Origin of the sequence: Sphingomonas endophytica, from assembly GCF_001476895.1 — a bacterium.
Classification (GTDB): domain Bacteria; phylum Pseudomonadota; class Alphaproteobacteria; order Sphingomonadales; family Sphingomonadaceae; genus Sphingomonas; species Sphingomonas endophytica_A.
In genome coordinates, this window is the sequence record NZ_LDTB01000001.1 from 111,395 (window position 1) to 124,369 (window position 12,975).

General features: G+C 66.6%; 12 protein-coding genes. 3 read left to right on the plus strand and 9 right to left on the minus strand.

The genetic code is table 11. From position 1 onward, the window contains the following. Positions 1-42 precede the first annotated feature (42 nt). The 3 genes from hmgA to phhA form a co-directional block, all read right to left on the minus strand. On the minus strand, positions 43-1,338 hold the full coding sequence (hmgA, locus tag NS334_RS00570) for a homogentisate 1,2-dioxygenase (protein WP_058754023.1): 1,296 nt from the start codon (positions 1,336-1,338) through the stop codon (positions 43-45). Between the two features lie 155 nt (positions 1,339-1,493). After that, on the minus strand, positions 1,494-2,552 hold the full coding sequence (gene hppD / locus NS334_RS00575) for a 4-hydroxyphenylpyruvate dioxygenase (RefSeq protein WP_058754024.1): 1,059 nt from the start codon (positions 2,550-2,552) through the stop codon (positions 1,494-1,496). Positions 2,553-2,578: 26 nt separating this feature from the next. Further along, complete coding sequence (gene phhA / locus NS334_RS00580) at positions 2,579-3,430, minus strand: phenylalanine 4-monooxygenase (RefSeq protein WP_058754025.1); 852 nt, start codon at positions 3,428-3,430, stop codon at positions 2,579-2,581. Between the two features lie 94 nt (positions 3,431-3,524). On the opposite strand from phhA, the gene NS334_RS00585 reads away from it, so the two are divergent. Next, positions 3,525-3,995, plus strand: a complete 471-nt coding sequence (locus NS334_RS00585) for an Lrp/AsnC family transcriptional regulator (protein WP_058754106.1) — start codon at positions 3,525-3,527, stop codon at positions 3,993-3,995. 86 nt (positions 3,996-4,081) lie between these two features. On the opposite strand, the gene trmFO is transcribed toward NS334_RS00585, so the two are convergent. Then, complete coding sequence (gene trmFO / locus NS334_RS00590; RefSeq protein WP_058754026.1) at positions 4,082-5,452, minus strand: methylenetetrahydrofolate--tRNA-(uracil(54)-C(5))-methyltransferase (FADH(2)-oxidizing) TrmFO; 1,371 nt, start codon at positions 5,450-5,452, stop codon at positions 4,082-4,084. Positions 5,453-5,511: 59 nt separating this feature from the next. Between trmFO and NS334_RS00595 the strand changes: the two genes are divergently transcribed. Then, a complete protein-coding gene (locus tag NS334_RS00595) occupies positions 5,512-5,955 on the plus strand; it encodes a DUF488 family protein (protein ID WP_058754107.1) in 444 nt (147 codons plus the stop codon). A gap of 287 nt (positions 5,956-6,242) precedes the next feature. Here the strand turns inward: NS334_RS00595 and NS334_RS00600 are convergent, their stop codons facing one another. From NS334_RS00600 to yaaA, 4 genes are all read right to left on the minus strand, one after another. Next, positions 6,243-6,596 (minus strand): DUF952 domain-containing protein, encoded by a 354-nt coding sequence (locus NS334_RS00600; RefSeq protein ID WP_058754027.1) that lies wholly within the window; start codon positions 6,594-6,596, stop codon positions 6,243-6,245. Then, positions 6,593-9,364: a DNA gyrase subunit A gene (gyrA, locus tag NS334_RS00605; protein ID WP_058754028.1), complete on the minus strand. Its 2,772-nt coding sequence runs from the start codon at positions 9,362-9,364 to the stop codon at positions 6,593-6,595. The genes NS334_RS00600 and gyrA overlap by 4 nt, the downstream gene beginning before the upstream one ends. Positions 9,365-9,445: 81 nt before the next feature. Beyond that, complete coding sequence (locus tag NS334_RS00610) at positions 9,446-10,102, minus strand: SDR family NAD(P)-dependent oxidoreductase (protein ID WP_058754029.1); 657 nt, start codon at positions 10,100-10,102, stop codon at positions 9,446-9,448. Beyond that, positions 10,102-10,848, minus strand: coding sequence for a peroxide stress protein YaaA (yaaA, locus tag NS334_RS00615; protein ID WP_058754030.1), 747 nt, complete (start codon positions 10,846-10,848; stop codon positions 10,102-10,104). The genes NS334_RS00610 and yaaA overlap by 1 nt, the downstream gene beginning before the upstream one ends. Positions 10,849-11,009: 161 nt before the next feature. Here yaaA and NS334_RS00620 point away from each other — a divergent pair, with 161 nt between their 5' ends. Further along, complete coding sequence (locus NS334_RS00620; protein ID WP_058754031.1) at positions 11,010-12,275, plus strand: tetratricopeptide repeat protein; 1,266 nt, start codon at positions 11,010-11,012, stop codon at positions 12,273-12,275. 60 nt (positions 12,276-12,335) lie between these two features. Here NS334_RS00620 and NS334_RS00625 read toward each other — a convergent pair whose 3' ends face one another. After that, complete coding sequence (locus NS334_RS00625) at positions 12,336-12,797, minus strand: Lrp/AsnC family transcriptional regulator (RefSeq protein WP_058754032.1); 462 nt, start codon at positions 12,795-12,797, stop codon at positions 12,336-12,338. Positions 12,798-12,975: the final 178 nt, after the last annotated feature.

Below are 12,975 nucleotides of genomic sequence, written 5' to 3' on the forward strand. Positions count from 1 at the left end.
CGGCACGCTAGCAGGGTCGGCGGGTTTTGCCAGCCTCGTGGCTCATTCGGGGAGTGTCGCTTTGGGAAAGCCGCCCCATACCGCATCGTAATCGAGCTGCGATGTCGGCGAGGTCGTCGCCCATCGGGTGGTGCGCACGACATGCCGGGTCTCGAACATGAAGGCCATCGTTCCGTCAATTCTGACCGGTTTCAAGTCACTTCCGACGGCCTTCTCATAGCTGGCCTGATCCGGGCCATGGCCGTTCATCTGGTTGTGGAGGCTGGCGCCGCCGGGCACGAAGCCGCCGCCTTCCTTGGCATCATAGGCGCCGGCGATCAGACCCATGAACTCGCTCATGACGTTGCGATGGAACCACGGCGGGCGGAACGTCCCCTCCGCCACCATCCAGCGCGGCGGGAAGATCACGACATCGCAATTGGCGGTGCCGGGCGTGTCGCTCGGGCTGGTCAGGACGGTGAAGATCGACGGATCGGGATGATCGTACGACACGGTGTTGATCGTGTTGAAGCGTGTCAGATCATAGCGATAGGGGGCAAGGTTGCCATGCCATGCGACCACGTCGAACGGCGAATGGTCGAGCGTCGTCTGCCACAGGCCACCCTGGAATTTCTGGACGACGGTGCAGGGGCGGTCGCGATCCTCGAACCACGCCACCGGCACCTCGAAATCGCGCGGATTGGCGAGCCCGTTCGCGCCGATCGGCCCGAGATCGGGAAGCCGAAACGCCGCACCATAGTTTTCGCAGACGTACCCTCGCGCGCGTCCCCCGCGGAGTGTGACGCGGAATCGCACACCGCGCGGGATCACCGCGATCTGGAGCGGGGCGACGTCGAGCCGGCCCATCTCGGTGTCGATCGCCAGCGCGCCCTCCTGCGGCACGATCAGCAGTTCGCCGTCCGCGGAGAAGAAGGCGCGATCCATGTCGGCGGTCGCGGCGTAGAGGTGGATGCCGACGCCGGTCTGGTCGGCGACGCTGCCTGTGCCGCCATAGGTGATGAGACCGTCGACCCAGTCGGTCGGCGTGTCGGGCCACGGGAGCGGGTCCCAGCGCAGGCGATTGGGGGACGGGGGCGTGTCGAAGGGGGCGGATTGGAGATGCGGTGCGCCGTGGTACGGCGTGAAGGCGGGGTGCTGCGCGGTCGGGCGCAGGCGGTAGAGCCAGGTGCGCCGATTTTCGTGCCGGGGCGCGGTGAAGGCGGTGCCGGAGAGTTGTTCGGCATAGAGGCCGAACGGCACCTTCTGCGGAGAGTTGCGGCCGATCGGCAACGCGCCCGGCACCGCCTCGGTCGAGACGTGGTTGCCGAAGCCGGGGAGGTAGCGGGAGGCGTCGGTCACGGTTCTCTCTCCTGTTGCAACCGGCTGTCTTGTCGACGTGTCGGGAGGCTTCAACCCGCCGGGGCGTCGGACCCGGCAAAGCCGGGGCCTATGCCCCGGCTTGCCGTGCCGGCCGGGCGCGGGCGCGCAGATGCCTGCGCGCGTTTGGTGGACGCTTAGGCGTCCACCTTCACCACGCCGCGCCGGATCTGATCCAGTTCGATGCTCTCGAACAACGCCTGAAAATTGCCGTTTCCGAAGCCCTGATTGCCCTTGCGCTGGATGATCTCGAAGAAGATCGGCCCGACCATGTTCTCGGTAAAGATCTGGAGCAGGATACCTTCGTCGCCGACGTTGCCGTCGATCAGGATGCGGTTCTTCTTCAGCCGCTCCAGATCCTCACCGTGGCCGGGCACGCGCTTGTCGACCAGTTCGTAATAGGTCTCGATCGTGTCCTGCAACCGCACGCCGCGTGTGCGCAGTTTCTCGACCGTCTCGTAGATGTCGTCGGTGGTCAGCGCGAGGTGCTGGATACCCTCGCCGTTATATTCGCGGATGAACTCCTCGATCTGCGAGGTTTCGTCCTTGCTCTCGTTCAGCGGGATGCGGATCGCCATGTCGGGGGCGATCATCGCCTGGCTGAACAGGCCGGTCGCCTTGCCCTTGATATCGAAAAACTTCTGTTCCTCGAATCCGAACAGCCGGCCGTAGAAGCTCGACCAGGTCCGCATCTCGCCGCGGCGGACATTGTGGGTCAAATGGTCGAGGATATCGAGGCCGACGTTGTTCTCCTCCGCCGCCTCGCGCCAGCCGGGGACTTCCTCCCAGTCGGCGTACAGGTCCGCGCCCGCCTTCACGAGATAGAGGTAGCTGCCGCCGATCCCCTCGATCGGATAGCTGCCGTCGCCCAGCGTGCCCGTTGCGGCGTCGACGGCGGTCGCGCCCTCGGCGAGCGCATGGTCATAGGCCGCCTTCGGGTCGGCGACGCGGAACGCCATGCCGCTCGCCGACGGGCCGTGGAGCGCACGGAAGTCGGCGGCCTGGCCGGTCGGCTCGCGATTCAGCAACAGGTTGATGCGGCCCTGCACGTAGCGGGTCACCTGCTTCGTCGGGTGACGATGCGATGCGACGAAGCCCATTTGCTCGAACTGTCCCGCCAGCGTGTCGGGGTCGGGCGAGGTGAACTCGCAGAACTCGAAACCGGCGAGGCCCAGCGGGTTGGTGGGGTCGGTCATGGTCTTGGCCTTTCAGGTGATGGGGTTCAGCCGCGCGCGTGCGCTTGCGTGCCACGTGTGAAGACGCGGTCGTCGGGCAGGATCGTCTCCGGGTCGTGATCCGGCTGGCCTTCCAGCTCGGCATAAAGGGGCGCGAAATTGGTGTTGAGCGTCTGGTCGAGCAGGTCGTCGAAACTGTCGATGACGAAGTAGCTCTGCTGGAAATCGTCGATCCGGTAGCGGGTGCGCATCACGCGGCGGAGGTCGAAGCCGATCCGGTTGGGCGACGGATCATCGAGCGCGAAGATCGATTCGGAACGCGACGACACGATGCCGGCGCCGAACAGCGCAAGGTCATCGCCGGAACGGACCAGCCCGAACTCGACCGTGTACCAGTAAAGCCGCGAAAGCCGGTCGATCGCCCCCATCGCCGCGGCGCGCTGCCCGCCCTGACCATAGGCCTGCATGTAATCGGCGAAGACCGGATGCGCGAGCAGCGGGACATGCCCGAAGACGTCGTGGAAGACGTCCGGCTCCTGCAGGTAATCGAGCTGGTCGGGTCGGCGGATGAAGTTGCCCGAGACGAAGCGGCGGTTGGCGAGGTGATCGAAGAACACGTCGTCGGGGACGAGGCCGGGGACCGCCACGACCTGCCATCCGGTCGCCTTCATCAGCCGGTCGGACAATTCCTCGAAATCGGGGATGCCGGGTCTGGAGAGGCGGAGGACGTCGAGTCCCGCCATGAATTCCGGCGTGACCCGACCCGGCAGCATCTCCACCTGCCGCGCGAACAGCGTGTCCCAGGTGGCATGGTCCTCTGGCGTGTACGCGTCCCACCCCTGCGGGATCGTCCAGTCGGCGGCGGCCTCCGGAGGGCGGGTGAGTGCTGCGTCTGCCATGCGAGGACGATGGCAGATGTGCGTGAGCGGCGCTTATCAGATTCGCGGGCTTTTGCCCTGTCGGTGAAGAATGTTTATCACTATGGCAGGCATCATGAAACAGGCCGTTCACCTCGACCCGATCGATCGCCGTATCGTCTCAGCGTTGCAAGCCGATGGAACGCTCAGCAACGCCGACCTCGCGCAATCGGTCGGCGCGTCCCCCGCGTCGTGCTGGCGGCGGGTGAAGGCGCTGGAGGCGGCGGGCGTGCTGACGGGCACGGTGCGGCTGGTCGATCCGGTCGCGGTCGGGCGCGGGGTCAACGTGCTGTGCAACGTGCGGATGCGCAGCCACGCGATCGAGGCGCGGCAGGATTTCGAGCGCTTCGTCGACGGGCGGCCGGAGATCGTCGAGAGCTTCTCGATGTCGGGGGAATGGGACTATCTGCTGCGGATCGTCGTGGCGGACGTCAGCGATTACAATCACTTCCTGATGCAGGTGATGCTCGGGCACCCGTCGGTGGCGGGGGCGTCGTCGCACTTCGCGCTGTCGATGACGAAATATACGACCGCGTTGCCGGTGTGATCGTCATTGCGAGCGTGGCGAAGCAGTCCAGTCACTGACCTAGACGCCCCGGATTGCTTCGCTGCGCTCGCAATGACGGGATGGTGTCAGGCCGCCAGCCATTCCGCCAGCGCGATGCGGGCGCGGTCGGTGTACATCTTCTTGCGGTCGGCCTTCTTGGTGCGGCCGGGGATCGGCGGGAAGAGCCCGAAGTTGACGTTCATCGGCTGATAGCTGTCCGCCTCCGCGCCGCCGGTGATGTGCGACAGCAGCGCCCCCAGCGCCGTCTCGACCGGCGGCGGGGTCAGCGTCGCGCCACGCAGCTCCGCCGCCGCGAAACGCCCGGCGAGCAGCCCGATCGCCGCGCTCTCGATATAGCCCTCGCACCCGGTGATCTGCCCGGCGAAGCGGACGTTTGGGCGCGAACGGAGCCGCAACGTCGCGTCCAGCAGCTCCGGCGAGCGCAGGAAGGTGTTGCGGTGCAGGCCGCCCAGCCGTGCGAACTCGGCCTTCTCCAGCCCCGGAATGGTGCGGAAGATGCGCACCTGCTCGGCATGCTTCAGCTTGGTCTGGAAACCGACGATGTTCCAGAGCGTGCCGAGCGCATTATCCTGCCGCAACTGCACGCACGCATAGGGCCAGCGTCCGGTGCGCGGATCGTCGAGACCGACGCCCTTCATCGGGCCGAAGCGCGGCGTGTCGATCCCACGTTCCGCCATCACCTCGATCGGCATACAGCCCTCGAAATAGGGCACATTTTCCCACTCGCGATATTCGGTCTTCTCGCCCGCCAGGATCGCGTCGATGAAGGCGAGATACTGCTCCTTGTCGAGCGGGCAATTGATGTAGTCGGAGCCAACATCGGGTGAAGACAGCCCCCGGCTGTCTTCAGTCTGCCCGGGGGGCAGACGGCCCGCTGTTCCCTTGTTCCAGCGGCTCTGGAACCACGCCACGTCCATGTCGATCGAGTCGCGGTGGACGATCGGCGCGATGGCGTCGAAGAAGGCGAGCGAGTCGCGGCCGGTCTCGGCGGCGATGCTGTCCGACAGCGACGGCGCGGTCAGCGGGCCGGTCGCGACGATCGCGGGTGTGTCGGGCAGCGTGTCGACCCGCTCGCGCACGACGGTGATGTTGGGATGCGCGGCAATGGCGGCGGTGACGCTGGCCGAGAAGCCGTCGCGGTCGACCGCAAGTGCCGATCCGGCGGGGACGCGGTGCCGGTCGCCTTCGCGCAGGATCAGCGAGCCGAGCGCGCGCATCTCCTGATGGAGCAGGCCGACGGCGTTGCTTTCGGGATCGTCGCTGCGGAAGGAATTGGAGCAGACCAGCTCGGCGAGATCGTCGGTGTGGTGCGCGGGCGTGGTATCGCCCGAACCGCGCATCTCGGACAGGCGGACCTTGAACCCCGCCTCGGCGAGCTGCCACGCGGCTTCCGATCCGGCGAGGCCGCCGCCCACGATATGAATGTCATGCGTCATGCCGCGCGGATAGCGGCTGCGGCTTGTCTTGTCAGGTGGGCGTGGCCACCTCGTCGGCCATGACGATCTATACCATCGGATATGAGGGCGCGACCATGGCCGGGTTCGTCGCGACCTTGCAGGAAGCGGGCGTGCGGCGGGTGATCGACGTGCGCGCGCTGCCGCTGTCGCGGCGGCCGGGGTTTTCGAAGTCGCCGCTGGCGGCGTCGCTGGCCGAAGCGGGGATCGGCTACGTCCACCTCAAGGCGCTGGGGACGCCCAAGCGCGGGCGGGATGCGGCGAAGAAGGGCGACGTCGCGACGCTGACCGAGGTGTATGACGGGCAGCTGGAACTGCCCGAGGCGCAGGGACAGGCGGCGCAGATGCTGGCGCTGGCGGATGAGATGCCGAGTGCGCTGCTGTGTTATGAGCGGGAGCCGTGCCATTGCCACCGGACGCTGTTGTTGCGCGCGGTGGGGGATGGGCGCGAGGTGGTGGATTTGTTCGTGCCGTTCGCGGGGTGAGGGGGCGGTACTACGGGTGAGCCGTCGCCCCTGCGGAGGCAGGGGCCTATCTCTGTCGATTTTGGGCGAAGTGGCGGTTACCGACGACGACGCTTATGTGTCCACGTCAGGTCAGGACGACGCAGACATGGGCCCCTGCCTTCGCAGGGGCGACGGTGGCCCAAGTATTGTCATCCCAGCGAAAGCTGGGATCTCGTTGTTATGAAGCGCTCCGATCGCCAGAGACCCCAGCTTCCGCTGGGGTGACGATTGTGGCGGGTCGAAAATTCGACGGTTGCGGGTGCGCCTCAGCCCGCGACCGGCAGCTTGACCTTACCGTCGTCGTCGCGCTGCAAGGGGCCATAGGCGACGACCGTCTCCAGCAGCATCTCGTCGTACAGATGCGGGAAGAGTTGCCCGCCGCGCGACTCCTCCCACTTCACCTTGTCGCCATGCGCGGCCAGATCGACCGCCGCGACATGCAGATCGCTCTGCCCGGCGAAATGCTTGTCGACCGTCTCGGTCAGTTGCACCGCCGTGGACAGATGGATGTAGCCATCCGCCACGTCGATCGCAGCGCCGCCGAACCGCCCGTCCTGCTCCAGCGCCGCCATCTGCTCGGCGGTCAGCACCTTATAGGCGGTCAGCGGCGTGTCGGTCATTCACCATCCTCCGGGCCGGCGGCGGCATCGTCGCCGATCGTCGCGCCATCTTCCGGGGCAACTGCCTGATCGCCGACCAGTTCCTCGGCGACCAACGCCTCGGCGGCATCCTCGGGCTCGGGTTCCTCGTCGATGCGCGCGGCGGAGACGACATGTTCGTCCTTCGCCACGTTGAACAGTCGCACGCCCGCCGAGCCACGCCCGATGACGCGCAAGCTGCCGAGCGGCATGCGGATCATCTTCGCCTGATCGGTGACCAGCATCAGCTGCTCCGCCTTGGTCGACGGGAAGCTCGCGACGACGGGGCCGTTGCGCCCGATATTGTCGATGTTGGTGATGCCCTGACCACCGCGCCCGGTGCGGCGATATTCATAGGCCGAGCTGATCTTGCCATAGCCGTTGGCGCAGACCGTCAGGATGAACTGCTCCTTGGCGCGCAATTCCTCGAATCGGTCGAGCGGCATGGTCAGGTCGCCCTCGCGATCCTTCCACGGCGCGTTGCGGAGATATTCGTCGCGCTCCTCCTGATCGCGCACGCCGACGCGGTGCAGCACCGAGAGCGAGATGACGGTATCGTCGCCCTTCAGCGAGATACCGCGCACGCCGGTCGAGTTGCGGCTCTGGAACTCGCGCACCTCGTCGGCGGCGAAGCGGATCGCCTTGCCGCTGCGCGTCGCCAGCAGCACGTCGTCGCCCTCGTCAAGCAAGGCGACGCCGATCAGACGATCGTCGGCATCCTCGCCCTCGAACTTCATCGCGATCTTGCCGTTCGACGGCACGTTGGTGAACGCGTCCATCGAGTTGCGGCGCACCGACCCCTTGGCGGTCGCGAACATGACGTGCAGCTTGCCCCAGTCGGCCTCGTCCTCTGGCAGCGGCAGGACGGTCGAGATCGTCTCGCCCTGTTCCAGCGGCAGCAGGTTGATCATCGGACGGCCGCGCGTGGCGGGGCCACCCTCCGGCAGGCGCCAGACCTTCATGCGATAGACGCGGCCCAGCGTGGAGAAGAACAGCACCGGCGTGTGCGTCGAGGTGACGAACAGCTTGGTGACGACGTCCTCGTCCTTGGTCGCCATCCCCGCGCGCCCCTTGCCGCCGCGCGCCTGAGCGCGGAAGGCGTCGAGCGGGGTGCGCTTGATGTAGCCGGCCATCGTGACCGTGACGACCATGTCCTCGCGCTCGATGAGATCCTCGTCATCGATGCCATCGGCGGCGGCGGCGATCTCGGTGCGGCGCGGGGTCGCGAACTGCTCGCGGACGTCGCGGAATTCCTCGCGCATCACCGCATAGAGCTTCGCGCGGTCGGACAGGATCGCCAGCAATTCGGCGATCGAATCGGCCAGCGTCTTGAGTTCGTCGCCGATCTCGTCGCGGCCCAAAGCGGTCAAGCGATGGAGCCTGAGGTCCAGGATCGCGCGGACCTGCACCTCGGTCAGGCGATAGCTGTCGCCAGCGACATCGGTTTCCAGCGCCTCGACCAGCCGCAGATACGGCGCGATCTCGGCGATCGGCCATTCGCGCGCCAGTAGCTTGGCGCGTGCCTCCGCCGGGCTGGACGAGCCACGGATGATCCGCACCACTTCGTCGAGGTTGGTGACCGCGATCACCAGACCCAGCAAGATGTGCGCGCGTTCGCGGGCCTTGTTCAGCTCGAACTTGGAGCGGCGGGTGATGACCTGCTCGCGGAACTGCACGAACGCGCTGATGATGTCGCGCAGGTTGAGCAGTTCCGGGCGACCGCCACGGATCGCCAGCATGTTCGCCGGGAACGACCCCTGCGCGGGGGTGTGCCGCCACAGCTGGTTCAGCACCACTTCCGGGGTGGCATCGCGCTTCAGGTCGATGACGATGCGGACGCCTTCGCGGTTCGATTCGTCGCGAATGTCGCTGACGCCCTCGATGCGCTTGTCCTTCGCCGCCTCGGCGATCTTCTCGACCAGCGCGTTCTTGCCCTGCTGGAACGGAATTTCGGTGAGGACGATCGAGGTGCGATCGCCGCGCCCGGTCTCGATCTTGTGGCGGCTGCGCACGATCACCGAGCCGCGCCCGGTTTCGTAAGCGGAGCGCGCGCCCGCGCGGCCGAGGATGATCGCGCCGGTCGGGAAATCCGGCCCCGGCACGATCTCCATCAGCTCTTCGGTGGTGATGGCACCGTTATCGAGATACGCCAGACACGCATCGACGACCTCGCCGAGGTTGTGCGGCGGGATGTTGGTCGCCATGCCGACCGCGATGCCGCCCGCGCCATTGACCAGCAGGTTCGGGAAGCGCGCCGGCAGCACCTGCGGCTCGCGTTCCGAGCCGTCATAGTTGGGCTGGAAGTCGACCGTATCCTTGTCGAGATCGTCGAGCAGGAAATTGGCGACCTTCGCCAGCCGCGCCTCGGTATAGCGCATCGCGGCAGGGGGATCGGGGTCCATCGAGCCGAAGTTGCCCTGACCGTCGATCAGCGGCACGCGCATCGCCCAATCCTGGGTCATGCGCGCCAACGCTTCGTAGATCGAGCTGTCGCCGTGCGGGTGATATTTACCGATCACGTCGCCGACGATGCGCGCCGACTTGCGATACGGGCGATTGTAGAGGAACCCGCTTTCGTTGGCGGAGAACAGGATGCGGCGATGCACCGGCTTCAACCCGTCGCGCACGTCGGGCAGCGCGCGCGCCACGATGACGCTCATCGCATAGTCGAGGTAGCTGGTCTTCATCTCCTCGACGATGGAGATGGGGGCGATAGCGGAAGGATCGGCGAGGACGGTGTCGTCGGCCAACGTTGGATTCTTTCTGTTGTACGGATTCGTTTCAGATGTGTGTCTAGGCCGCGTGGGCGGCAAAGTCACGCATGTGACGGCTCAGGGCGCGATCTCCGCGCCGTCCCAGGCGAACAGCCTGCCGCTGTCGGTTGGCTTCAGTCCGTCGAGCACATCGAGCAACTGCACGGCGGCGCGCCCCGGCTGGAACAGGTCGCGGCCGCTCTGCTGGAACGGCTTCGACAGCTTCGTGTCGACCGTGCCGGGGTGGAGCGCGACGACGATGCCGCGATCGTTGCGGCGCTTGTCCTCGACCGCCAGCGTGCGGATCAACTGGTTCAGCGCGGCCTTGCTGGCGCGATAGCCGTACCAGCCGCCGAGCCGGTTGTCGGAGATGCTGCCGACCCGCGCCGACAGCGCCGCGAACACCGAGCGGCCGGTGCGCGGCAGGATCGGCAGGAAATGCTTGGCGACCAGCGCCGGGCCGATCGCGTTGATCGCATATTGCCGTGCCAGCCAGACCGGATCCAGGTCGCGCAGCGCCTTTTCCGGGCCGTGTTCGGCATCGTGGAGCAGCCCGGTCGCGACCACGACCGTCTCCGCCGTCGCGACCTTTGCCGCCGTCGTCGCGATGGTGGCTTCGTCGGTCAGGTCGAGCTCGGCGCGGGTGAGCGCGACGACGTCATTCCCTTCCTCCGCCAGCGCCTCGACCAGTGCTGCGCCGATCCCGCCGCGCGCGCCAATGACGACCGCGCGCATCAGGCGACGCGCCGGAAGGACCAGCGCGCGTCGTCGCTGGCGTCGGCATCGAAGCGGTAACCGGCGGTGTCGAACGCTTTCATGCCCTCAAGCTCGGCGATGTGATGCTCGACCAGATAGCGCGCCATCATGCCGCGCGCCTTCTTCGCGTGGAAGCTGACGAAGCGGCCGTCGGCCTCGCGGAAGTCGACCGCGACGACGCGCACGGCACCGGGCAGCTTGCCCGACACCGCGTCCCAATATTCGTTGCTGGCGAGGTTCAGCACCACGCCCGATCCCTCCGCGCTTACATCCTCCGCCAGCGCGTCGGCGATGCGCGTACCCCACCAGTCGGTCAGCCGGTCACGTCGCGGTGCCCAGCGCGTGCCCATCTCCAGCCGGTAGGGGCGCATGCCGTCGAGCGGTCGGAGCAGGCCGTACAGGCCGGACAGCAGGCGCAGGTGATCCTGCGCGAACCGCACCGCCGGTTCGTCGAGCGTCGCGGCATCCAGTCCGCTGTAGACGTCGCCGGCAAAGGTGTAGAGCGCCGGGCGTTCCTCCGCCGTGTCGAAATCGCGAAAGCGATCGGCGTTGAGCTTCGCCAGCGCGGGCGAAATCTTCATCAGCTCCGACAGCCGCTTTTGCGACAGGTGCGACGCGGCCTTCGCCAGCGTGGCGGCTTCGGCGGCGAAGCGCGCGGGCGTGGGCGGGAAGGGCGGCGGCGTGTCGAGGTCCAGCGTCTTGGCCGGGGAGAGAACGGCGATCATGCGCGCGTCCGTACCGGGGCGGCGGCTCAGGTTCAATCAAGGCGTTCAATCAGGGTTCACCGGCAGTAACGCAATGACACCTCTGTTTCCTTGAACAGCCGTGCCGCTGGCACTAGAGCCAACGCCGAGCGTTAGCCCGCGAAATCTGGAGAGACGTGTCGATGAAGACTCTTTCGAACGCCGTGATGGCCGTACTTCTTGCCGGAGGCGCGACGGTCGCGCTGACGCAGCCCGCCGTGGCGGCGAAGAAGGAAGAGCAGAAGGGCGATCAGCTCAAGCTGAGCAATGAGGTACGTGGTCCCGCCGCGCAGGCGCAGACCGCGCTGGCCGCCAAGGATGTCGCGACCGCGACCCCGCTGGTCGCCGCCGTCGAGGCCGCCGCGAAGACCGACGACGAAAAGTATATCGCCGCCGCGCTGCGCCTGAACCTGGAGGTGATCCGCCCCGAGGGCGCGAACAACGCCGCCCTGGTCGCGCCGCTCGACGCGCTGATCGCCAGCCCGCGCACCCCGCAGGCCGACAAGGCGCGCTACACCTATCAGCGCGGCGTGATCGCGGCAAACGCCAAGGATCCGGCCGGGGCGATGCGCTTCTTCGAACAGGCGCAGCAGCTGGGCTATGCCGATCCCAACCTGCCGCTCCAGCTGGTCAAGCTGAAGATGGACTCGGGTGACATCGCGGGCGGCTCGGCCGCGCTGGCCAAGCTGGTCGATGCGCAGATGGCCGCCGGGCAGAAGCCGTCGGAGGATATCTTCCGCTACGCGATCGCGCGCAACAACAGCGCGAAGAACACCGCCGAGGCACGGGCGTGGATGCGCCGCTACCTGACCGCCTATCCGACCGCGAAGAACTGGCGCGACATGCTGGTGTTCTGGGGCATCCAGCCGCAGTCGATGGTGCCGCTGGACAAGGCGCAGAAGGTCGATCTGTATCGTCTGCTGCGCGCCGGCAAGGCGCTGGCCGATCAGTATGACTATGAAATCTATGCGCAGTGGACCTTCGATCAGGGCCTGCCGTGGGAATCGAAGGCGGTTCTGACCGAGGGCAAGGCGGCGGGCAAGATCCCGGCGAACAGCCCGGATGCGGGCAGCCTGCTGGCGGCGGCCAACAAGTCGATCTCCAACGAAGGATCGATGGCATCGGTCGAGGCGCGCGCGCTGAAGGCGGCGGACGGCAAGCTGGCCGCCAGCACCGCCGACGCCTATCTGGGCTCGGGAGAGTATGCCAAGGCGATCACGCTGTATCGCGCCGCGCTGGAAAAGGGCGGGGTGGATGCCAACACCGTCAATACCCGCCTGGGCATCGCGCTCTACAATTCGGGCGACAAGGCCGCCGCGAAGACCGCGTTCCAGGCGGTAACCGGCTCGCCGCGCGCCGACATCGCGGGCTGGTGGATCGATCTCATCGACCATCCGCCGGTGGGCTGACCGGCTATCGCTTGGAGAGACGGAAAGGGCGCCCCGGCTGGGCGCCCTTTTTTATGTCGGTCAGTTGATCGGGACGCCGGTCTGCGCCTTGAACGTGCGAATCGTCAGCGACGACTTCACGCTGGTGACGTTCGGGGCCGAGGTCAGTTTGGTCGTCAGAATACGCTGGAAGCTTTCCAGATCGGCGGCGACGATCTTCAGGATGAAGTCGATCTCCCCGTTCAGCATATGGCATTCGCGCACCTCGGGGATCGCGGCGACATGTGCCTCGAACGCCGCGAGATCGGCCTCCGCCTGGCTGCGCAGGCTGACCATCGCGAAGACGGTGATCGGAAAGCCCAGCTTGGCGGCGTCGCATTCGGCGTGATAGCCGCGGATCACGCCCGCCTGTTCCAGCGCCCGCACGCGGCGGAGACACGGCGGCGCGGTCAGCCCGACGCGCTCCGCTAGATCGACATTGGTCATTCGACCGTCTTCCTGCAACAGCGCCAGGATTTCGCGGTCGATCCGATCCAGGGTCATGACACCTCACATTTTCCGCGATCGCGTATCTTCGCGATAGCTTCCTGCGGAGGGGCTATAGGAAAGTTGCGCTGAAACGCAATTGTTTAAAGCTGCTTCATTACGGGATGATGCCCCGAACTGGACGATATACCCGCCGCAGCGACGCTTCTAAGAGGGATCGGGGTGGCGGTCGCCA

Coding starts and splice junctions, on each gene's coding strand:
- NS334_RS00600 (WP_058754027.1), bottom strand. CDS start 6,596: ATGACCGACACGCCGCTGACCGCCTATAAGGTGCTGACCGCCGAGCAG.
- trmFO (WP_058754026.1), bottom strand. CDS start 5,452: ATGACGCATGACATTCATATCGTGGGCGGCGGCCTCGCCGGATCGGAA.
- NS334_RS00610 (WP_058754029.1), bottom strand. CDS start 10,102: ATGCGCGCGGTCGTCATTGGCGCGCGCGGCGGGATCGGCGCAGCACTG.
- NS334_RS00625 (WP_058754032.1), bottom strand. CDS start 12,797: ATGACCCTGGATCGGATCGACCGCGAAATCCTGGCGCTGTTGCAGGAA.
- hppD (WP_058754024.1), bottom strand. CDS start 2,552: ATGACCGACCCCACCAACCCGCTGGGCCTCGCCGGTTTCGAGTTCTGC.
- yaaA (WP_058754030.1), bottom strand. CDS start 10,848: ATGATCGCCGTTCTCTCCCCGGCCAAGACGCTGGACCTCGACACGCCG.
- NS334_RS00620 (WP_058754031.1), top strand. CDS start 11,010: ATGAAGACTCTTTCGAACGCCGTGATGGCCGTACTTCTTGCCGGAGGC.
- NS334_RS00595 (WP_058754107.1), top strand. CDS start 5,512: ATGACGATCTATACCATCGGATATGAGGGCGCGACCATGGCCGGGTTC.
- NS334_RS00585 (WP_058754106.1), top strand. CDS start 3,525: ATGAAACAGGCCGTTCACCTCGACCCGATCGATCGCCGTATCGTCTCA.
- phhA (WP_058754025.1), bottom strand. CDS start 3,430: ATGGCAGACGCAGCACTCACCCGCCCTCCGGAGGCCGCCGCCGACTGG.